Source organism: Paraburkholderia sp. BCC1884 (assembly GCF_900996225.1).
Taxonomy (GTDB): domain Bacteria; phylum Pseudomonadota; class Gammaproteobacteria; order Burkholderiales; family Burkholderiaceae; genus Paraburkholderia.
In genome coordinates this window covers 1,183,556-1,206,040 of sequence record NZ_CAAJGL010000068.1, presented here as the reverse complement: position 1 = coordinate 1,206,040, position 22,485 = coordinate 1,183,556, and the positions used below count along the sequence as shown (strand labels likewise).

Annotated in this window: 16 protein-coding genes and 2 pseudogenes; 2 read left to right on the top strand and 16 right to left on the bottom strand. The window is 57.0% G+C overall.

The window, feature by feature from the left end; genetic code table 11:
* The 10 genes and pseudogenes from ald to FQ705_RS12180 all read right to left on the bottom strand — a co-directional run.
* Positions 1–1,116 (bottom strand): alanine dehydrogenase, encoded by a 1,116-nt coding sequence (gene ald, locus FQ705_RS12225; protein ID WP_144141091.1) that lies wholly within the window; start codon positions 1,114–1,116, stop codon positions 1–3.
* Positions 1,117–1,163: 47 nt separating this feature from the next.
* Entirely contained in the window at positions 1,164–2,357 is a 1,194-nt protein-coding gene (locus FQ705_RS12220; protein WP_144141089.1) for a Zn-dependent hydrolase, read from the bottom strand.
* Positions 2,358–2,460: 103 nt separating this feature from the next.
* Positions 2,461–3,471 (bottom strand): TIGR03842 family LLM class F420-dependent oxidoreductase, encoded by a 1,011-nt coding sequence (locus FQ705_RS12215; RefSeq protein ID WP_144141087.1) that lies wholly within the window; start codon positions 3,469–3,471, stop codon positions 2,461–2,463.
* A 36-nt stretch (positions 3,472–3,507) separates the two neighbouring features.
* On the bottom strand, positions 3,508–4,191 hold the full coding sequence (gene npdG, locus FQ705_RS12210) for an NADPH-dependent F420 reductase (RefSeq protein ID WP_144141085.1): 684 nt from the start codon (positions 4,189–4,191) through the stop codon (positions 3,508–3,510).
* Positions 4,188–4,967, bottom strand: a complete 780-nt coding sequence (cofE, locus tag FQ705_RS12205; protein WP_144141083.1) for a coenzyme F420-0:L-glutamate ligase — start codon at positions 4,965–4,967, stop codon at positions 4,188–4,190. Before cofE ends, npdG begins: the two co-directional genes overlap by 4 nt.
* The gene (locus FQ705_RS12200) at positions 4,960–5,727 is read right to left on the bottom strand and encodes a hypothetical protein (RefSeq protein ID WP_144141081.1); all 768 of its coding nucleotides are present in this window, start codon (positions 5,725–5,727) and stop codon (positions 4,960–4,962) included. The genes cofE and FQ705_RS12200 overlap by 8 nt, the downstream gene beginning before the upstream one ends.
* A complete protein-coding gene (gene cofD, locus FQ705_RS12195; protein ID WP_144141079.1) occupies positions 5,724–6,701 on the bottom strand; it encodes a 2-phospho-L-lactate transferase in 978 nt (325 codons plus the stop codon). The genes FQ705_RS12200 and cofD overlap by 4 nt, the downstream gene beginning before the upstream one ends.
* The gene (gene cofH / locus FQ705_RS12190) at positions 6,694–7,974 is read right to left on the bottom strand and encodes a 5-amino-6-(D-ribitylamino)uracil--L-tyrosine 4-hydroxyphenyl transferase CofH (protein ID WP_144141077.1); all 1,281 of its coding nucleotides are present in this window, start codon (positions 7,972–7,974) and stop codon (positions 6,694–6,696) included. Before cofH ends, cofD begins: the two co-directional genes overlap by 8 nt.
* A complete protein-coding gene (gene cofG, locus FQ705_RS12185; RefSeq protein WP_144141075.1) occupies positions 7,971–9,143 on the bottom strand; it encodes a 7,8-didemethyl-8-hydroxy-5-deazariboflavin synthase CofG in 1,173 nt (390 codons plus the stop codon). Before cofG ends, cofH begins: the two co-directional genes overlap by 4 nt.
* Before the next feature lie 71 nt (positions 9,144–9,214).
* Positions 9,215–9,742: pseudogene (locus FQ705_RS12180) on the bottom strand (dihydropyrimidinase); the annotation flags it as partial.
* Between the two features lie 280 nt (positions 9,743–10,022).
* Here FQ705_RS12180 and FQ705_RS12175 point away from each other — a divergent pair.
* Both FQ705_RS12175 and FQ705_RS12170 read left to right on the top strand, forming a co-directional pair.
* Positions 10,023–11,555 (top strand): PLP-dependent aminotransferase family protein, encoded by a 1,533-nt coding sequence (locus tag FQ705_RS12175; RefSeq protein WP_144141071.1) that lies wholly within the window; start codon positions 10,023–10,025, stop codon positions 11,553–11,555.
* A gap of 69 nt (positions 11,556–11,624) precedes the next feature.
* Positions 11,625–12,218, top strand: coding sequence for a TetR/AcrR family transcriptional regulator (locus tag FQ705_RS12170; protein WP_144141069.1), 594 nt, complete (start codon positions 11,625–11,627; stop codon positions 12,216–12,218).
* Positions 12,219–12,607: 389 nt separating this feature from the next.
* Here the strand turns inward: FQ705_RS12170 and FQ705_RS12165 are convergent, their stop codons facing one another.
* The 6 genes and pseudogenes from FQ705_RS12165 to FQ705_RS12135 form a co-directional block, all read right to left on the bottom strand.
* Entirely contained in the window at positions 12,608–13,432 is an 825-nt protein-coding gene (locus tag FQ705_RS12165) for a helix-turn-helix domain-containing protein (protein ID WP_186307837.1), read from the bottom strand.
* Positions 13,433–13,818: 386 nt separating this feature from the next.
* Positions 13,819–17,229, bottom strand: coding sequence for a molybdopterin-dependent oxidoreductase (locus FQ705_RS12160; protein ID WP_144141065.1), 3,411 nt, complete (start codon positions 17,227–17,229; stop codon positions 13,819–13,821).
* 1,011 nt (positions 17,230–18,240) lie between these two features.
* Positions 18,241–18,645 (bottom strand): RidA family protein, encoded by a 405-nt coding sequence (locus FQ705_RS12155; RefSeq protein WP_144141063.1) that lies wholly within the window; start codon positions 18,643–18,645, stop codon positions 18,241–18,243.
* 1,364 nt (positions 18,646–20,009) lie between these two features.
* A pseudogene (locus tag FQ705_RS12145) lies at positions 20,010–20,120 on the bottom strand (AsnC family transcriptional regulator); the annotation flags it as partial.
* 657 nt (positions 20,121–20,777) lie between these two features.
* A complete protein-coding gene (locus FQ705_RS12140) occupies positions 20,778–20,993 on the bottom strand; it encodes a hypothetical protein (protein WP_144141061.1) in 216 nt (71 codons plus the stop codon).
* Positions 20,994–21,002: 9 nt separating this feature from the next.
* On the bottom strand, positions 21,003–22,478 hold the full coding sequence (locus FQ705_RS12135; protein WP_144141059.1) for a S8 family peptidase: 1,476 nt from the start codon (positions 22,476–22,478) through the stop codon (positions 21,003–21,005).
* Between the last annotated feature and the right edge of the window lie 7 nt (positions 22,479–22,485).

Sequence of the window (22,485 nt, the reverse complement as noted above, 5' to 3'; positions counted from 1 at the left end):
TTACTCGAGCACGCTATCCGCACTCACAGGCGGATACCCGAGGCCAGCCGCGACGGCTGCATAGGTGACGTGTCCCTCGCAGACGTTCAGCCCATTTCGCAAATTTCGGTCAGCGCGGAGCGCTTCGCGCCATCCACGGTCGGCAATGGCAAGTGCGTGGACGAGGGTCGCGCCGTTCAGCGCGAACGTCGACGTTCGCGCCACGGCGCCTGGCATGTTGGTCACGCAGTAGTGAATGACCCCATCGACTTCGAACGTCGGTTCTGCATGGGTCGTTCCGCGTGAAGTCTCAAGGCAGCCGCCCTGGTCGATTGCGACATCCACTATCACCGCCCCCTTCTTCATATTCGATACCATTGCACGCGTCACAAGCTTCGGCGCGGCGGCACCCGGTACAAGCACGCCACCGATTAGCAGATCCGCGTCAACGACGGCGTCTTCGATACTCGATGCCGTCGAATAGACGGTCGAGATACGGTTGCCATACACAAGGTCCAGCGCTCGCAGGCGTTGGACGCTCTTGTCCAGCACCGTTACGCGAGCCCCAAGGCCGACAGCCATCTGGAGCGCATTGGTCCCAACTACGCCGGCGCCAATAATGACGACGTTCGCGGGCTGAACACCCGGCACCCCGCCCAACAGGACACCGCGGCCGCCCTTGCTCTTCTCAAGATGCGCAGCGCCGGCTTGAATGCTCATGCGACCCGCCACCTCGCTCATTGGCGCGAGCAGCGGCAGGCCGCCGTCGGGACCTGTGATGGTTTCGTAAGCAATGCAAATCGCACCAGACTTCACGAGGGCGGCCGTCTGATCGGGGTCTGGCGCCAGGTGCAGGTACGTGTACAGGATCTGACCGGGACGAAGCATGCCCCACTCAGTCTGCTGCGGCTCCTTCACCTTGACCACCATTTCGGCCCGCTCGAATATCTCTTCGGCCCGGTTTACAATCTGTGCGCCTGCTGCCTCGAACAGGTCGTCTCCGAGGCCAATTGCGGCACCAGCATTACCTTGTACGAGAACCCGGTGTCCCCGCCCGGTCAACTCACGCACGGATGAAGGCGTGAGCCCAACTCGATATTCGTGATTCTTGATTTCTTTCGGAACTCCAATCAGCATGATGACTCCTCCATTGAAATAGTCAGACTTACGTCGGAAATGCCCGTCTACTTTGCGACTGCCGCCCTTTCCAACATCGCGTACAGCAGGACGTTGCACCCGGCACCAAGATGGTCTGCGCGAGCATCCTCGATCTCGTTGTGGCTAATGCCATTCTTGCAGGGCACAAAAATCATCGTAGCTGGCGCCACCCTTGCGACATAGATAGCGTCGTGGCCGGCGCCGGACACAACATCCATGTGGGAATAGCCGAGCCGTTCCGTTGCAGTGCGCACGGCGCTCACGCACGTTGCGTCGAACGGGCATGGCGGAAAATGGGATACGCGTTCGAGCGAAATCTTCACTTCCCGACTCGCCTGTACCGCGGAAATGCAGCCAAGGAGTTCATCGTGCATCTTGTCGAGTCGCTCCGCGGTTTCATTGCGCAGATCGATGGAGAAATGCACCTCACCTGGAATGACGTTCCGGCTGTTCGGAAATACCTGCACGAACCCGACTGTGCCACGTCCACCAGGCGCATATCGGTTCGCGATGGCTACAATTTCCTGCATCAAAACCGTCGCAGCCTGAAGCGCATCTCTTCTCAATGGCATCGGCGTCGGCCCCGCGTGCGACTCGACGCCCGTCACAACGCAGTCGTACCAGGACAGCCCCAGTACCGCGGGCACTACGCCAATCACACGGTCCGCGTCCTCCAGCACAGGCCCCTGTTCGATGTGTGCTTCAAAATAAGAGCCGATCGGGTGATTTCCGCACACATCCGGGCCGAGATAACCGATGCGTTCGAGTTCATCCCGGACGCTGCAACCGTCCGTGTCTTTCATGGAGTAAGCATAGTCGAGCGTGAACGCGCCACAGAAAACGCCAGACCCCATCATGACCGGCACGAAACGAGAGCCTTCCTCGTTAGTCCAGATCGCGACTTCAATGGGCGCCTCCGTCTGAATGCATAGTTCGTTCAGTGTTCGGACGACCTCAAGCCCGGCCAGTACGCCGTAGTTCCCATCGAACTTCCCGCCGGTCGGCTGGGTGTCGATGTGACTGCCGGTCATGACAGGCGGCAGCTTCGGGTTTGTGCCCTGACGACGCATGAAGATGTTGCCAATCTGGTCGACGCTCACCGAAAGGCCAGCCGCCTTTGCCCACGAGACAACCTTGTCGCGACCGCGCTTGTCCAGATCTGTCAAAGCAAGGCGCTTCACGCCGCCTTTTGGCGTCGCACCAATTGACGCCAGTTCCATGAGCGAATCCCACAGACGCTCCTGGTTGATCGACAGAGTTTTCGTCCGTCAATGCATCACTGCTCATAGCAGATTTCCTTTATCGACTGCGCCCGACAGCGCGTTACGCGTTGCCGGCAAAAGCGGGAATCACTTCTCGCCCATATGTCGAGATGATGTTTTCTTCATCACCGTTGTCGAGGTAGATGTTGAACTGGGTGACACCGGCTTCCTTGAGCTGATTGAGTTTGCGGATGTGGTCCTTGGGCTGGCCAAGCACGCAGAAGGACTGCACCACGTCCGGTGTAATGAAGTCGAGGTACGGGTTATCGCTCTGGCCGTGCTTCGAGTAGTCGTACCCTCTGCGCTTCTCGACGTAGCTCGTGAGACTGTGAGGGACGAGGTCGCTATCCTTGCCATACTTTTCGACAATATCGGCCACATGGTTGCCGACCATGGCTGGGAACCACTTCGTCGCCTCGATGCCTTCTTCCAGCGTACCGAAGTACGCGGGCGCTGCCGCCATTACACGGAATTTCCCCGGCTCACGGCCGCTGGCGCTGGCTGCCGTCTTGCACTGGTCCGCGAACCATTTGCACAGGCCAGGCTCTGCGATCTGCAGCACAACGCCTTCGGCATGCTCTCCAGCGCACTTGAGCGCGAGTGGGCCGTATGCGCCGATCCATGCCGGCATGTCGTAGCCGACAGACCAGGGGAATTTCACCGGGTTCGGACAGCCCTCGTAGGTCACCTCCTCTCCACGCACCATGGCCTTGACCTTGTACACGAACTCTGCCACTCGCTCCAGCGAAGCCGGCTTGTTGCCCATCACGCGTCGCGAACTGTCGCCGCGGCCTACCGCGATTTCGAATCGACCGCCGCTTTGCTTCGCGAGTGAACCGAAAAGCGATGCCGCAAGCGACCAGTCGCGCACGTCCGGATTGGTGACAAGCGGCCCGAAACGCATTTTTTTCGTATGCTCCATCAGCATCGCCATTGCCGGATATGCTTCACGCCACAGAATATGCGAGTCGTAAAACCAGCAGTAACTGAATCCAGCGTGCTCTGCCATGCGGACGAGATAGCGTGCCCGGTCGGCATCGACAAACCCTTTGAAACAGATTCCGAATTCCATGCTTACTCCTTGTTTATCGTGAAAATGGCGGGCAAATCAGGCCGTGTGGGCGCCTGGTGCCCAGATGCGGATGCCTGCGTGACTGAACGGCACCCTCTTGCTGATATTCAACCGAATCAGGATGGGGGTAATAGCTTCGACACATCGAGCCGAAGTCGCCGGGCCAGCGTCGTAGACGTTCACTTTCAATTTTTCAATCAACGCAACGACTTCTTCCTTTGCGCCGTCCTGGTTACCAACGACGAGTACGTCGCAATTGATACGCTCTTCGAGGTGATTGAGCGTGTGGGCCGACACGTTATGAAGCGCTCCCACGACCGGCACAGACTCGCCGAGCAGTTTTTGAGCAGCTTCGGTTGCAGAGCCTTCGGGCGGCATCGCCACTGCTCGGGCGTTGCCCGGTGCAAGCGGCACCACGATGTCGACCAGGATCTTGTTGCTTAATCCTTCGGCCACGGACTGGAGTGTCGCGTCGTGTGCCGCATAAGGCACGGCAAGGACGACGATGCGGTCCGCTTGCGCCACAGCGTCTTCATTCGACAATCCCCTAACGCGAGCAAACGAGCCGTGACCATCGAGAGAAGCGTTCAGCTCATTCGCTATCTCCATAGCGCGCTGCGCGTCACGTGAGCCGAGTGCAACCGGGACACCAGCGAGGGCGAATCGTTTTGCCAGGCCTTGCCCCTGAGGGCCAGTACCACCAAGAATTGCAATAGTCATTTGAAAAGGTCCTCATTTAGGGGGCGCACGTACCGACGCGCGTTAGCGTCCGGGTCTGCACGCCATTGCAATCCGCGAAACACGACTGCCGGGGTCGCCGCATCCTTGGGCATCAAAAGGCCGCTAGCTGCGGCAATCTCGTCTGCCAAAGCCTGTTGCGACACTTGTAACTCCCGGCCAAATGCGTCCTTCTGCCCCACCCAGTCGATCATGGGAGCAACGTCAGAAAGACCAATCGCGACATTCACAAGACCGCGACGCCAAGGACGTCCGAACGTGTCCGTGATAACTACACCAGGCCTGACCCGCGTCCTCGCCTCGATACCAGCGGCGATGCCTTGGGCGCTCGCATCAGGGTCAACTGGCAAAAGAAGTAACTGCTGTGTCCTGCCTCCAAGGTTGCTCTCATCGATGCCCGCGTTCGCGCACACCCAGCCGCACTTATGCCGCGCGATCACTATCCCGTCTGGCTTACAACGGACAACACGGAGCACTTCCGTGCTTTCATCAAGGATGGCTTGGACCTTGCGTGCATCTTTTCCACTCGCCTCAGATATCTCGATAGCTTTTGGTCCGGGCTCAATGTCGGCAATATCGCGTAACCTGTTCTCCGCCTTAGAGACAATCTTCTGAGCAACAACTACTATGTCTGAGGACTGCCAAGTGCGCCCCGCTCTTTCCATGGCTTCCACGATAAAGCCAGCGATGTCGTCCGACGGTTGCACTTCAGGGATGCCGTGCAAGGCAAACACCTCAACGCCGGAGGGTTCACGCATGACGCCCTCTCACTCGCGGTAGAAGTTGAGGTCCTGATTGCACGACGGGATGAACGACGCTCACACGGGCGCCCACATCACCGTTCGAATCGAAGCCAGAAAGAGCACCCTCTCCAGCGCCCTGCCACCAGCTAGCAAGCTGCGCGTAGTCTTCGACCGTATCTACGTCGTGTGCGAGTGCCGGCAAATTTAGCCGCGTGACAGAGAGACATTCCTGCTCCAGCAACGTGGCGTGACGCTCAGCGGAAGCGTCGCCGTAGTCGAATGTCCATTCCCGCGGCATCGCGCTCACCGGCAACAACAACGCATTTGTGCCGCCGTCACGCGACGCCACCACGGTCGCCCGTCGGGGCTCGCGCAACGAGAGAAGTTGCTGGAATTCCTGGGCGAACAAATGAGGCAGGTCGCCAGGCAACATCAACAACCAATCGCACCCCGTTGTGCGCGCACGCGTCAAAGCAAGAAGCGCTGCGTGGTTAAGGCCCGCTTGCCCTCGTTGTGTGGCGATCGGATTGGGCTGATCGCTCAAGTTCGTTTCTTGCAACACCGCAACCCGGTATTCAAGGGCCAAACGCGTGACGAGCGGGCAAGGCGTCACCACGAGGCGCTCGAGTTCCGGGAACTCCCGCGACAGGAATTCCTGGCCTCGGCTAAAAAGACAAAGTGCGACACGTTTTCTTTGCATCGAATCCAACTGTGGCACAAGCCGGGATTTCGCAGACCTCAAGTCTTTCATCGGAACGGCCACGAGGGTCCTCATACCTCCTCCGGCGCCAGGTGCTCTTGGCGAAGTCCACCAGCCTGCAGGACCGTCCGAGCGAGCTGCGTGGCCTTCTGACGGTCGTCCATTCGCGTTGCCCCGACAATCACTTGAGGTACACCCGCGGCTGTCACGACGCTAACGTCCCGCGCATCTGCTTCGTCGATGACGAAACCATCCAAAAGGTCACCGTAGAGTCTCGCGACGGCCTCGTTGCCGCTTCCTACACGTAGGTCCACCAGCATTTGGGCGAGCGGCCCCTTTACAGCCTTACCGCCTATAAGTGGAGAGACCGCGATATGCTTGGCACGGGTTGTCTTGAGTGCCTCGCTGAAGCCTGGCAGTTTAAGCATCGGATAGATGGACAGGAGCGGATTCGACGGCGCGATAACGACGAGGTCTGCCTCAGCCAGCGCGGCCGCTACCGCGGGCGACACCCGTGCCTGTTCGGTAACATAGCGAAGAGCGCGAACGGTAGGCTGCGCACGGTGCCGCACAAACCACTGCTGAAAACGCATCACCCCTTGGTCGGTATCCACAAGAGTTGGCGCAGGGTCGTCACTGGCAGGAAGAATCGTTGCCTGTACATTGAGTGCATGCGTTATTCGTGCAGTAACCGCGGTGAGGGTTTCGCCTGAAGCCAGACACTGGGCTCGAAAAAGGTGCACTCCGATATCCGCGTCACCTAGATGCATCCAAGTATTGGACGCACCGAGCTTACGAAGCATCCCAAGAGCATTTGCCGTGTCTCCCGCGACACCCCAACCCTGCTGTGCATGTATGAGCCCACCCAAGGTGTACGTCACGGTATCGACGTCCGGACATACCGTCAGCCCATGAAAGTGCTCATCGTCACCGATGTTGACGACTACGGAGAGGCTTCCGGCTGGCAGACTTCCTACAAGCCCCCGCGCCATCCGTGCACCGCCGACACCGCCGGCAAGTAGCACGACCTTAGGTTCACGTTTAAACATTGCCGGCTCCCAGAACTGGCTGGTGATAGTCGATAAACCGTATCGGACTTTGAGCGCGAGGCTTAAGCGTGGACATATCGACCGGGTCGTGGTCGCGGTAGTCCTCAAGCGTGTGATAAAGCGTCGAACGACGTACCGGATCGCGGCCGGCATCCCTGATAAGTTGCACCATCTCAAACGCCGTGACTTCTTCCCCGTGCGAGGAGCCTGCAGAGCGCGAGATGGTTTCATCCATCAACGTTCCACCCAGGTCATTTACGCCTGCGTGTAGTAGCACTTGAGAGGCGTCGGCGCCGAGCTTCACCCACGAAACCTGAATGTTGTCTATCCACCCGGACAGCATCAGGCGTGCAACGGCATGAATCTTGATATGCTCCGCGGGAGTCGCGCCAGGGCGTACGCCGGGAATACGTTTTTCAACATAAAGCGGTGCCTCCGAGTGAACAAAGCCAAGCGGTACGAACTCGGTGAAACCACCTGTGTCCTTCTGAATGTTACGCAGCCGGTCGATGTGCGCGGCCCAGTGCCGCGGAGTATCGATGTGGCCGTACATCATCGTAGACGTACTGCGAAGACCTATGGAATGTGCGGCACGGATGGTTTCTTCCCACGCAGCTGCGGAGAGTTTGTCCCGTGTGAGTTGTTGTCGAACCTCCGTGTCCAGAATTTCGGCCGCAGTACCCGGAATGGAACCCAACCCCGCTTCTTTGAGCTCGGCCAGAAATACATTGATGGGCATCTTGCGTTTGCGCGCGCCAAACCAGACCTCAAACGGGGAAAACGCATGGACATGTATCCCGGGCACCTGCTGTTTGACCGCCAGCAGCACGTCGCGATAGTAGGTCAGCGGGAGGTCCGGGTGGAGACCGCCTTGCATGCAGACTTCTGTGGCGCCTCTGTCCCACGCAACCTGCGCCCGATCAGCAACTTCGTCAAAGGAGAGCCAATAGGCGCTGGAGCTTTCACGACGTTTCGCGAATCCGCAGAACCGGCAACCCATGTAGCACACGTTCGTAAAGTTGATGTTGCGTGTTACGACGAAGCTCACCGCGTCGCCACAACGTGCTTTCCGAACTGCATCTGCCGCTGCTGCGATAGATGGCACATCGACATCACGCGCCGCAAGCAACATTTCGGCACCGCTTACATCGAGTTCGTTGCCGGCGAGCGTGCGATCGAGGATTCGCCTCGAGCCGGCTGACGCCGTGGACAACACTGTTTCAATCCTCGCGCCGCTAGCAGGGACAAGGTCAGCAAAGGACAGCGCTTTCATACGAGGACCTCCATTTTCGATTGCAGCCCGGGGTGCGCCTGATGACGAGCATGACCGTCGTTACGTGCAAGCGATGCCAATGCAACCAGCGGCTTCGGACCGAAGAAGCGAGCAACCTGTCGTGGATGTAGAAAAGCTGGATAGGCCGTCAGGCGCTCGACAAGCTGCATGCCAAGCTTTGAGCTCCGGTGCGCAATCTCATCGACTGCGGGCCACGCGCGCTCCGGATTGATGTGGTCGGCAGTAGCCGGAGAAATCCCGCCAAAATCGTTGATTCCAGCGAGCAGGTATTGCTCGAACGATTCGTTGAGGTTTGGCGGCGCCTGTAGGGAGATAGTCGACGGCAACAGAAGGCGTGCGACAGCGGTCGTGCGTAGCATGTCGTCCATATCCGGCTCAGGGCAATGCGCCATGAGCGTGCCTGACTTCGCGCGGAAGTTCTGGACAATAACTTCCTGAATATGTCCGTACTGCTCATGCAACGCCGCAATCGTCATCAAGCTATCCACGCGTTCGACCCAGGTTTCTCCGATACCGATGAGAATGCCTGTGGTCATTGGCAGACTAGCCTCGCCTGCACGTGCAAGGGTGCGCAGGCGCTGAACAGGCACTTTGTCCGGGCAGGCAAAGTGTGCCTGCCCGCGACCGATCAGCCGGCGACTGACGGTCTCGAGCATGATGCCGGCGCTGCCAGCAACGGCCTTCACCCGACGGACCTCACTCTGGTCGAGCGTGCCGGCATTCACGTGGGGAACGAGCGCACTTTTTCTCAGTACAAGCTCGCACATCGCAATCACGTAGTCGATCGTCGTCGCGTAACCTAGCGTAGCAAGCATCTCCTTGGCCTGCGGATGCAGCAACTCCGGTTTCTCGCCGAGCGAAAAGAGCGCCTCCTTGCATCCAAGTGCTTCGCCACGACGGACTATTGCCAACACCTGCTCCGGCGTTAGATAGCCCGCCCCTGGCGTACCCGGCTCCTTCGCGAACGTGCAGTAGCCGCACTTGTCTCGACACAGATTGGTGAGCGGCACGAACACTTTTCGCGAGTAAGTAACGGTGCGCCCCCAAGCCGCCTCGCGCTTCTGAGTTGCGCGCGCCTTCAGTTCCTCGAACTGCAGGCCGCAAGCGCCGCCGAGCGCGTACGCTTCTTCGCGGGTGATTGTGCTCATATCGACCTCACTACAGCGGGCCGCGCAGAGAACTCGTTACGCCGCTTTGTTATCCGGAACGTCGTTGAGAACTCCAACGCGCGCGTGAAGCTCTTCACCATCACTTCGTCGTCAGCCATGATTGCATTCTTGTAGGCCATAAAGTGTTTGAATCCGTTTGTGCCCCCTTTGCGTACGAGTTGTTCCATGTCCACGTGAACGCTCTCATCCCACCACGTCACAGCTACGTGAAACCAGTAGCCCGCAGTAGATTTTTCCGGCCATCCGCGCCAAGTGCGATACACGTCAACCAAGGGCTGCTTCGGACGGGGAATGACACAGCCGTTAATGGAGGTCGTGCCTCCCGCGAGTCCCGCAACCGTCCCTGTGAAGAAATCGTAGGCGATCACCGTGCCCATAAACGGCAACTGCATCTCGGTGTACGGGTCGATACCGCCAGACGTCGCGCATGCGCCGCCTGCGTTGATGACGTGGCTCTGAGTCGGAGCCTGCAGGTCGCCGCCAACAGCGACGACGCAACCGTCAGCACAGAGCACATCGGCGCGCTGTTCAGCGTCCGCATCGACCACCACTCCGCCGCGAATGAGAACGGACCGCATTGCTTCTCCTTGCACACCATTTCCAATGAGTTGTCTAACCAATAGAGCCAGGGCGCGCACTTCATGACATTGACCGGGGTTTGCCCCAAGTCCTAGGACAACGGCTATGACCGCGATATGTCTTACCTCTGGACGCAGCCGCGTCAGTTGAAGATTCGAGCGCACCGGCTTGGCTAGTTGATCTTTAATTTCGGCCGGTCTATTGTTTTGTCCATCAGGTCAATTTTTTTCCAAGTGGTCAAATGTTGATTCAATGTAAGAAGCCAAATTGGCGGCGAACATGCACAGCAACGAAAAAACTCCACCAACCGTACCGGTCGAGCAGTCAGCACACCAAAGAGACCTCGCAGGCGATGACGGTGCGCAGCTACCGTTCGCGTGGCGGTCTTTGGTGATCGATCGCGCGAGACGTGGGGAGCTTGTCAGTCAACTCCTCACGGGAGTGGTCGGATTGATTGAGAGCGGGACATTGGCTACGGGAGAGCGCCTGCCTTCAGTACGCGGGATTTCAAGGGCACTCGGCTTAAGCACCTTTACCGTCTCGGAGGCCTACAGCCGGCTCGTCGCGGATGGGTTGGTGCTGGGGAGGCCCGGCGCCGGCTACTTCGTCAACGGTAGTCGCGCCAGCCCGGAGCGCTCGGGTCGCCAAATTTCGAGTCCAATGGCACCGCAGGAAATAGACCCACTAATGGCAGAGCTTTACGCCCCAAGCGCAAATGTTCTGCCGGTAAGTGCAGGCTGGCTGCCGTCGTCGTTGCACGATAATGGATGGATGCAGGGTATTGAGCGGCAGGCGATCCGGCTCAACCCACAGCGGGTCCAAGGATACGGACATCCTCTAGGCTTGCCGGAGTTGCGGGAGCTTTTGGCGCATCGGATGTCAATAGCAGGCCTGCTAGACGTTGGCCATGGGCAAATATTGTTGACGCGCGGGGCAACCCAGGCATTTGATCTTGTCTTACGCACGCTCACTCGTCCTGGCGATGTGGTGCTGATGGAGGAGCCGGGGTATCCGCCACTGGCTGCGCTCATTGAGCAACTAGGCTGCAAGCTCTATCGTGTACCTCGCAGTGTGCGCGGTATCGACCTGAAAGCGCTAGATGAACTTTGTGAACAACACGCCCCGAAGCTCTTCTTTGTGCAGACAGTTTTGCAAAACCCGCTCGGAACGACTCTTAGCGCTTCCGATACACATCATCTGGTCAACATTGCCGAGAATCGACTGCTTCATCTGGTGGATATTGACGTTTGCCGAGAGTTGGCGCGCGCGGGCGACCCCTCTCTCGCGGCGCTGGACGGGCTACAGCGGGTCATACGCATAGACAGCACATCGAAGACGCTTTCGCCGCAATTCCGTGTTGGTTCCATTTGCGCGGCGGGTGACCTAATTAAGGAGTTTTCCCGCACGAAAATGGTGACTGGATTGCCCAGTTCCGAACTTGAGGAGCGTATTGTCAAACATGCACTGGTTTCAAGCGAGTATCGACGCATGGTGGCCAGACTAAAAACGCGCTTGGCGCTCGCAATCGACACAGGTCTGAGCGCGCTGGATGCATATGACATGAAGCCTCTAGCGACGCCGCAGGGTGGCTTCTTCATATCTGCAGGATTCAGCCCGAATGGTTTCGGCACGGACACAATAAGTCCGACCGGTAGTTCAATTGCCAGACTCGCGCTCGATAACGGATTGCTGCTTCTACCCGGACATTTCTTTACAGCAGAAAATTCCTCGGACCCGCCATGGTTTCGCTTCAATTTGGCGTGGATAGACCATCCTCGTGTTCAGGAATTCTTCGAATCGATAAAGAGGTAAAGTATTGTGGCTACTCCGACAAACACCTCCACTCCTACAATTTCTCGTCGTGCCCGTCTTCGCGGCGACATGCAACAGAAAATCCTTGAGCAGGCCGAACAGGTCTTCGCACAAATGGGTTTTGATGGTGCATCCGTCAACATCATTGCAGAGCGTGCGGGAGTATCGAAACAGAACCTTCTCTATTACTATCCGAACAAACTTGCGCTATACAAGCGAGTTCTGGATGACGTCATGGGAGCGTGGTTGCAGAGCCTTGACGCTCTTGCTCATACGGGCTTGCCACCTGCTGAGGCATTGGACGCGTACATTGACGCCAAAGTAGATTTTTCACTCAAGCGTCCTTACGGGTCAAGGGTCTACGCGCTCGAGATAATTGGCGGTGCAAGAAACTACGGGAAAGAAATCAAAGCCCGGCTCGTTCCGATGTTGCATCAGAATATCGCGACGCTCGAGAACTGGATGAGAGCGGGACTCACCGACCGAGTGAGCGCTGAACATCTGATCTTCGCCATCTGGGCAGCAACGCAGGCTTATGCTGACTTCGCGGCACAAATGCAGCTTGTGCTCGGGAAGAAATCGTTGACTGCAGCCGACCAGAAAGCTGCTCGCGAAACGCTCAAGACACTCGTGAAACGCACGCTCAAGCTCGCAGAGGACTAGACTCTACCCGCCGACGTCTGAAGTCAAACCGTCGAATGCCGTGCCCGACGCGACGCGAAAAGGTACCTCCGCGTCGATGCTGTCCTTACTAAAGGCGCGGCGCTCGATGCGCTAAATTTCAGCGTTCATATCTAAGGAGAGGAAAACTTCCCCGGCTTCAGTCCGCTTTGCTTGGGAACTAAGCTTGCACCAAACTCTCCGTTTAAATCGTCCGCTACAGTTATGCATCAATTACGCCATAAGCTCACTTGCCATGCAAAGCTTAGCGATATCGAAAAGCTGCCATAATTGGCGATAGCAATCCATCCAAATCTCACGCACATGCTCTTGGAATCGAGAGCGAGGATGGCTGAAGCACAATGCACCTGCAGAGGCGGGCAGAAAGCCGTCTATCCTTGCGTGCCAACCTCCTTCTGATCCTTCAGCCCGTCCCATTGCGAATTTCTCAGGTAGCGCATGGGAGACTCGCCAGTTGCTAACCGAAACGCAGCAACGAAGGCGGACGGGCTCGAATATCCCGCCGAGCACGCCGCGCTTTTCACCGACTGGCCGCACAGCAACAAGGCGATGGTCTGCGCGACCTGCAGACGGGTGCGCCAGGCGCGGAAACTCATGCCAACTTCAGTTTGAAAAATCCGCATGAGCGTACGTTCACTTGCTCCGGATTGAGCGCCCCACTCCTTCAAGGTCCGCAAGTCGTGAAGCGAGGTAACCAAGCCGAATGCGATCGGCCGTGCCCGACGGTCCCTTGGTATCGGGACGCCATAGAGGTATTGAACAAGTTGATACTCCGGTGCATCCATATCTTCGTCTTGATGAAAAACCGCTGGTAACTGGTCGGGGTGATTTTTGTCCGCACGAGGCTCCATCCGCCGAATCACAGGCTGCGCTGGTCGGCTCTCAATCGACGTCCCCGTCTGCTTTATGCAGACAATATCCAACGCGGTGCTAATACCAGCGACAACGGTGTGGAGGACGTTCGCTGGAATCCAAACGCCGTAGTTCTGCGGCACCAAGCAAAGCCAGTCGGAGAGAATGACGGCGACGACGCCCTTTGAGGGACACAGTATTTGAGCAAACTCATGAGAATGCCAATCAACAACCGTACTGTCGTCCAGCGTCTCGATTAGTACAGCATGGGGCGCGTCATCAGTGAGCGAAACGTCTCGCGACACTGACTCAACGTGCTTTTGCCTCTGTGGGCGTCCGTCCATAGCGTGCTCTGCTTCGCGCCTGGAAAAAGGCTGGATACAACTTACCATCATAGACGAGAAATCTCGATTTTGGGATGCGTAGGCTCGAGGCGTAAATTGACCAAGCACCGGCACAAGTCCTCGTGGTGGCCCTAGTCGATTCACCCGTAGGTAAGCAAGCCGAAGAGCAAACTCCAGCACCTTACGCTCAGGTTGCTCACCGAAAGAATCTTGCCAGGACGCCTTGCTGCGACGATTTTTGCCCAACCTGGCGCCACCCGGCAAAGATACTGTTTCTCGAGAAGAGGCGAGCGCGCCAGCGGTGTCTGAAGTCGCCGGCGGACAATTGAGGGGCGGCCAACTCGAGACTCAAACGGCGTCGAACGTTGTCTCGTCGATCACCACACTTACCCTTCCAGCGTAACTGGAGTGAGCGGAACGGCAACACATGGCAAACACAGCCCCGGGTCGACGGAAGCTGTGCCGTCGGGATGCGCAACCTCCCCTTCAACGATCCTTAGGATGCAACTCTCGCATTGCCCAGTTCTGCATCCACTTGCCAATGGTGCACCGGTCTTCTCTAACTGGTCTAGCAAACTGCCCGCCGAAGGATCCCAGGTAATCGATTTGTCTGAGTGGGACAAAACCACAGGTTGAGGTCCGTTGTGCTCAAGCGTTTCCTTCTTGCTTGACGGTCCAAATGCTTCCAGGTGAATTCGCTGTTTGGCAACACCGGCTTCCCGAAGCGAGTCGGTTACAATTTCGACCATCATCGGGGGGCCACAAAGGTAGAAATCCGCCTCGCAGCCATGGTCCGCGAGGAGAGCGCCAACGGAGATGTTACCTTCAAAATCGAAGCAATTCGCTTGACGGTCGCATTCTTCAACTACGCCATAAAAAGTTACGACCTGGAGATTGGGCATGGATGCCGCCAGGTCCGACAACTCTTGACGGAATGCATGATCACGCCCGCTTCGCACGCCATATACAAGTCGAACCGGGCTGCTATTACCCTGCGCTCGCAGCTGGTAAAGCATCGATATGAAAGGCGTAATCCCAATACCGCCCGCAATAAAGACGGCCGGCCGTTCAAGCTCCACTTTGCCGTCGGAGAACGGAAGATGAAATTTTCCCTTTGGCGCTTGTAACTCCACTCGCGCGCCAGCCGACAGTGAGTGCAGCAAGCCCGACATCTGTCCAACATAGTCGTCCGCGCCCCGCGCAAGTTTGACCGAAATCCGGTACGCCCGCCCTCCCTCCGCACCCGACAGCGAATAGCAGCGGACCACCGCGGCGTCATCCCGCGTGCGCGCCCGGATGTTGAGATGCTGGCCGCCGCGGAATGGAGACACAGGTTTGTTATCAACCGGTCGAAACACGAACGACACGACGCCATCTGCCTCCAGACGAGTGGAGGCAATGCGGAATTCCCGCCAGCCCACCCATCCTCGCTCACCACCGGTCCAGATAGGGACAACATCGCACATGGAAGAACGGTGCCCGACTGAGCCACTTATGGGGTCCGTTGCCTCATCAGAGATCAGCCTGTTGAGGTTTGCGCCGTCTTTGGCGAAGGGGTTTGCTGCTGGCAGGCCTAATGTCTGATTTCCGGCCCACCATCCATATTGGGCCCACACAACCCGTGAATCCAGTGTGGGATCAAGTTTGGCCCTCATCGTTGCTGAACCAAGATGAGTTTTGACTTCGACCAGCATCCCGTCTTCAATTCCGCGTTCGCCTGCCGCGTCCGGGTGAAGTTGAACCTCCGGCTCGGGCGAGCGCTTGCGTAGCGACGCGATGTCCCGATGCTGGCTATGACAGAATTGGACTACCTTGGCCGACGTAAGGACAAGCGGAAAATCCGCTGAATGCTCTCGCATCGGTGACATTGCCGGCTCGACGAACTCCGGAAGAGGATTCTGGCCGGCATCGCGAAACACCTCCGAGAACACTTCCACCTTTCCCGTGTGTGTCTTGAATCCCACGTTCCGATACTTCTGGTACTCCGTCGTCAAGTTCCTCCTGATACCGTTAGGTTGCCGCCTCAAGTCGTCAACGGTCAATTCCAACGGCTCAAGCATGTAATTCATCCCGGCTTCAATGTTTCCATCCCAAAACAGATGGCTGTGTCCCAACCGTTTCGCCAATTCAAAAACAATATCTGCGTCCGAGCGCGACTCCCCCCGGCTCTCTATGGCGGCCTGACGAAACTGAATGTGACTTTCGGCGTTCTGGCTCCCCTCAAACCCGATGCGTAGCGCTTCGCGCTCCCACGGTGTATTGACAGGCAAGAAAATGTCTGCAAACGCAGCCGTCGGCGAAAGGACAACATCGGTGTGCACGTAGAATTCCAGTTTTTTGAACGCCTCTACGCCGCGGTCGACGTTTCCGTGTGTCACCAGAAAATTTCGCCCAAACCCAAGCATCCCGCGAATGCGATACGGGCTGCCGTCGAGAATGGAACTATAAAGTGAGTCGGAGGTAACCCAAGCGTCACGGCCTGGCCCAAGGAGCGAATGGTCGAGTTCGATGCACTTCGCACGCTGCTCGCTGCTCAGCAGACTTCCGTCCGCCACGGTATTAGAACGCGGCTTGGAAAACTCAACGTTGCCTCCCTCCGCGTCGAAGCTTCCAGTCAGAGCCATGAGAATCGCTATGGCGCGATCAGTCTGAGTCGCGTTGGTGTGCTGGCCAGTTCCTGTCCACATGTAATAGCAAACGGGCCGAGCGTCATATAGCATGCGGGCTGTGTCCACGACTTGCTGTTTGGGCACCCAGCACAACCTCTCGACCAACTCGGGCGTGTACCATTCACACAGTTCCCAATACAACTGGAAAGCGCTCTTACATTGGAGCTTTTCTCCTCTATCCGTTTTGATCGTAACGACTGAGAAGAGCCTCGGCTTGGCAGCTTCTGAATAGCACTTCGACTGCCTATCATAGCCAAGCAATCCGCCAGACTCATCTTCCGCCACCAACGTATCTGGAGCGAACGGCCCGCTGATTGCTTCACCCACGTCTTCCGCGCGCAGGAATCTCATCGTATCCAACCGAACAAGAAGCGGCCCGTTGCTCCACTTTGTGATGAACTCTTCGTCGAACCATCGGTTTGAAATCATTTCGCGCGCGATACCTAGAGCAAGTGCACCGTCTGAGCCAGGCCGAACCCGTAACCATTGGTCGGCTCGCGAAGCAAATCCCGCACGACGCGGATCGACAACGATAATCTTGGCCCCTCGACTCGCGGCCGCACCGGTTGCCGTTGCATGGTCTAGCCAGGTCGCGCTCGGATTGTGCCCCCAGAGGACGACGCAACCCGCCTTGTCAAAATCAGGGGATCCTATGGACCTGCCAAATGTGTATGCGTGGGCAAAGTCCTTGTGCCAATTGCATACCTCCACTCCATACGCGATGTTTGGGCTCCCAAAAGCATACGTGAACCGCTCGACCCATTGAATGTTGTCAGAGATGGGCGTTCCACTTGGCGTGGTCCAGCTAAAAGCGACAGCCTCAGCTCCCGATTCCCGTCGAATTCTTCCAAGACGTTCAGCCACGCAATCCAGTGCCTCATCCCAGCTGACTCGCTTCCAACCGGGGTCTGCATCGCCCTTTGGACGAGTTCGCATGAGGGGAAACAACTGCCGCTCGGGACGATAGACAATTTCGGGGGCAGCACGCCCTTTCACACACAGGGCAACGCCGGTCGGGTGCTCCGGGTTCGGCTCCTGGCCAAGAAACTTCCCATTTTCGGTAACCATGACCGACCCGCAACGCGACTTGCAGAGGGCGCAGAATCCTGGTGTGCGTGAAACAGACATCAAATGCTCCTGTGGGATATGCAACTCGGGCGCGAGAAATGTTCATTACCCGGAAACGGCGCTGGCGCACGAGTGCCTATCGTGCTCATGTCGAAAATTGCATCAAAATCTAGAGGCAAAGCGTGACCGGCATCAGGAAGCGCCTATGCGTCGCGCCCGGCAGAAGCACGCCTCACCTTGGAAATGATCGAATGCGTTGTCGCACTCTCCTGGACCGACGAATGCGCGAACGGAGCGATTGGTGGCTTATCAAAGCGACCGCGCAGACGCTCTTCACCCTTCCGGCCACAGAATCTGTCCGCAAAATTTCGTTTGGTTAGTTGTTTTCGCAATTTGATTGTAGGGGTGGCCTATCTACACAAACAATGACGGCATATGTCGATTTCCCGCCAACGATATATTGAGATTGTCGGGGGGGCCAGTGCGGTGGCCTTCTGAAGCAAGTTCTCGCTGTCGTCTCGCAATAGCCGGTCAGGCGGGAGGCACACACGCATGAGAAGAACAGACCTGTCACCGCTTGAACTATCAGGAACAGCGCAGTTGCCGGGTCGCGCTTCATCATTCTTTGCTGGAATGTGCTGCCGCTTGCTCAATCTGCTTCGCGGCCCCGGTTTGGTAAACCATACTGATCACGTGGCTCGGCGTGGCTCGGCATAACCAGGACCGTTTTGCTGATGGGGCTGGTCATGAAGCGCTCCAGATCCGACGGATTGCACGGTGGGCGGTGGCAACAATCGCTTAGCTCGGCCTCGTTCTTTTGCGGTATGTGTGATCGGAGTGCCGAACGATTGCGTGGTCGCCGTCAGCTCCAAAGGGGGTCATGAATTTGGTCTCGGAGTCGGCCAGATCGGAAGCGAAAATCCGCATGGAAATTGACCTGATCGATATTCTGGTGTCCGCCAGCGACCACCGTTATTGGTTGTCAGCGGCATCTCGCTTCCACTCCGTACACGCCGATCCCGAGTTTGGAAAGCGCGCCCGTGACACACATGGGGTACCCCTCGTTCATGTTTAGCTATCGATGGTCTCCGGCAGCTTCGCGATCACCTTGATCTCAAACTGAAAACCGTATAGCCATGTCACGCCGACCGCAGTCAGCGTTGGATGCGGTGCGTCTCCCCAATACTCCGGCACGACCTTCCAGATCCTGTCGAATGTCGTATCGGGATTGACGACGAAGACGGTTACGTCAACCACGTCTTCGAATGCGCAGCCCGCAGCCGCTAGAATCGCATTCAAATTGTCAAACGCAAGTCGAACCTGTGCCTCAAGATTTGGTTCGGGCGAACCGTCCTCACGGCTGCCAACTTGCCCAGAAACGAACAGAAAACCATTGGACCGGATTGCCGGCGAATAGTGATTACGTTCGTAGAGCGCTTGGCGGGCGGCCGGAAACACTACTTTACGTTGTGTCATAAACTCTCTCCATCATTGGGTCTAAGCTGACCCGGTGCTAGCGGTGAAGAGACTTTAACGATGCGTGACGCGCGGATAAACAAGCAACTCCAGACATCACTTTTTGTAAAATCCTAACAATTCTCGAACTATCTGGCGCATGGATCAGATGGACCGTTTTGATGCGAGGCAAGCCTTCGCTCGAGTGGTGAAAAGAGGCAGCTTCACAAAGGCCGCTAAAACCTGCAACATCAGCCCCGGCAGACGGCTACGTCTGGCCGAACCCAGAAATCAAAATCCCCCGGGCGATCTTGGGCTCCACTGCTGCGCAGAACTCCCGTACCAGAAATCGTCGGCGCCTGGTGCATTCAGGCAACCTGCTCGCTCCGGGCTGGCATCAATCGCGGCGAATCGCATCAACGATATGCAAGTCGTCCTGCAACCCGATGGACAACATTCGTTTACCGCGCTCGAGACGCGAGCGAAATGTGAACATGTCGCGCGGCGACGTGTTCAGCAACAAAGGAAACAGGTGATTTCCGCTCCAACGAACGTATCTTTCTGGGCCCATCGTCGACACCCCAAGGATTAAGGCGGAGACGGATCGTGCGAGTAGCCGTTTGCTAAGGCTTCGCTGACTCCGCCCTGAACGACGAAGTTCTTCCACGTCGAACCATAGTTTAGAAAGTGAGGAGGACGGAGTGCCTCGCTAGAAAACGCTCTTCGCTCAGCCGTGGCAAGCAGGTGCCGCAGGCACCGAAGCCGGCCGGAGGCCGGCGCCTTCCTTAATAACAGTCCTCCCACCAAACGCAACAGCAAACGTACTGAAGGTAGACAATTACTGATAAAGCGTGGAGTTTCTCTGACAAAGAATGGAAACACTCTCTGATTAAAAGTTTTTTAATTCAGATAGCGAATCGCATTTAGCCTACGCCATCCAATCGATATGGCAAGCGCAGTGTGAGGCGGATATCTGACGGTATGAACCCTACCGTCAAGCCGGTCGGTTCAGCGATGAGCGATGCGATGTTCTGCATCGCTGGCGGGCGTCTAGAGAGACAGGATGCCGCAGGGTGATGCTTTTTACAATCGGTTTCAGCAACGTTTCGAAGCCCCAGTGCGGCTCTACGCACCGTACGCCTATGATGGCGATGGCTGATGCGATGCAGGCGGTGGATTCCACAGATCCGAAAATCTACCTCGCAAGGCTACAGGCACCGAAAACAGAACAGGGTTAGTGGGTCCGTTCAGTTCAACGCAAATGGCGATATTTGAAAACGACGCAATCGCGGTTCGCCAACTGGATCCGGGAGACTGGCACGATCGCAGCTTCGTACGGTGACGGAGCACAGACGGCTACCGCCACTTGAACGAAAAACTATCCGCTAGTCTTCGAGATCGACCTGTACCGTCGGGCCAACCTTGACGCGACTCATGCTGGCAAGTGTCTTGAAGCGTTTGACGTTGTTGTTCGAGAAAAAGGGATGGCGGGTCAACTCCAGGTCCCGCGACTTCCCGCGAAAAACGGCTGGCACGTTGTCTCAGACACGTCCTACGAAGGTTATGACAACATTCCGCGGGATGTTATGGCGCCTTCGCGGCAGAAATTATCGAGCAGACCGCCAACGGCCTGTGCACGCCGCCATTCACGCGCGTTTTCCTTCGAGGCGGCGTGAGAGGCCTTGCAGCGGGCAGCGAACGAGATGTGCCGCTGGTCGCTGGAGAATCAGGCGCTGCCGAGCTTGCCGGCCTGACCTCGCTCTTGCGTCATCCACAAAAAACCTACTCGCGGGCTTGGACCTGAGTTCGCGAGTACTCGTCATCAGCACGGAAGGTGCGACGGCGCGGTCAGTGTCCGCGCAGTGTATTGGCGAAGCCGATGAATCGGTGCTTGAACGCCAGACCATTGGCTTGCAAGCGCCCTCATCCGCGCGAACAACCGTCCCGCGCCTTGAACGCGTCGATCCAGCACAGGATTTGAAACCAACGTCTGGGGTCGCCTCAAGCGCTCATCGACTGTCTTTTTCAGTTTAAAAAGGAAAGAGCCCGGCCAGAAGCGGCCGGGCATAAATAATTATTTTAATACCTTCCTATGCGCTGCCCATTGGCGCTGTGCACCGCTCATCATGCAGGAAGCGCGCGCCAGGGTCTCTCTAGTAGAGTTGGTAGGCAGTCTGCTTGCTTGCAGCCCACCCGCCCATTTCAGCGACATGCTGCAGAAAGTCAGTCTCCGGCTCATCCAGGTCAAGCAACAAGGCCTTTTTAGACTTGTCGTTGACCACTTGAACGCCAGCATGCTCTCTGATTCTTTGGACGTCCTCCGCCGGCATCGGGCCTGGCCCGCGAAAGTACACCACATAAAGGCTCATGCCTATTCCTCACAGTTTCGGCAACCCGCTACCGACGTCGGTGACGCCGAACCCTAACGTGTTGCACTGATCGTATAGCAACTCCTTCAGCAGCTTCAAACGCTCTGGGCCACGTTCAATTTCGGCAAGAGATGTATCGTTCGACAAGACACTCGCCGCGATACCGGTAATGATTGGCGCAGCCATGGAAGTACCGTTCATCGCCGTGTAACTATTCGAACCGACCGTCGAAATTACCGCCACTCCGGGTGCCGCAACATTAACCTTACCGTTGTTCGAAAACCACGGAACAAAATCAAGTTTGTCGGTTCCCTGCGCCCGTTTAAGACACTTCACAAATGTCGTCCCAGCAGGAAATGTGCCTTCGCGACCGACAGCGCCAACTGATACGACATCGTCCATAACCGCAGGAAAACCTACGGATGGGTTCCCATCATTGCCTGCCGCGGCGACTACGAGAATGCCTGCCGCAAGCGCATCAACGATCCTGTCTTTCAGTGCACCGTCGACATCGCGTTGCCCAAGGCTCAAATTTATGATGTCCACGCCGTCTTCGACAGCCTTCTCAACCGCCTGGACAAGAGCAAAATTGAAAGTCTCCCTCTTCCCTTGCTCAAAAACACGATAGCTCAGAATCTCAACGTTCGCGGCAATGCCCTGCATCGCACCCGAGGCCCCAATCAACCCAGCAACGTGGGTGCCATGGCCCGTGCCATTGTCGTGCACCACAGTATCGGGCTCCGAATTCACGTGGTTCGTGCGCTGGACAACACATTTGAGGTCTGGATGCTCATCAATCCCGGTATCGATAACCGCCACTCGAACCTTCGCGCCTGCTTGCCGACTCGACGCTCCGTAATGGAACTTTCGGCAGTCGTTGAACGTGGGATCAATCGGTTGGAGCACGAATTTGGCTACGCCCGTTGAGGCGAGCAGACCAGTTCGGTAACTGTCCCAAAAACCTGCGAACGATGAAACCGCTACAAATGTAGCGAGCCCCGTTTGCGACCAAATCGATGCCTGACCTTTTGAGTCAGTCGTCGTGACCAAAGGCTCAGTCGCGTTCAGTTCCCAAAGCGAGACCTTCGCACCCGGCAGCGGTGATCCGTTGTTGTCATGAACAACGAAGTTGAAATTGCCCTCGGCAGGGGATGTCGTGCCGAACGGATGGGTCGTTGACATAGCTATTGCCATGACGCTGCCAAGATCAACTGTGGCCAACGAGTACCGATAGACGGGATATAGCTTTAGACCAGGATTCGCTTCTTCAACGCAAGCTTTCTGTTCCTCTGAAAGAGTAACCATTGCCATGTCGTCATTGTGCTTCGCCCGAGTTATCGGCACCTGACCTCCGTCAGGATTGGCAGACTCGAGAATATCTTTGATCCGATCTCGTTTGACCTTACTTTGCTTCAACATTGGGCCTGCCTGCGCACTGCGGCGCGTCTGCGGCATGATAATAAATTGCCCTGGTACCTGGTCCATCTCGCGT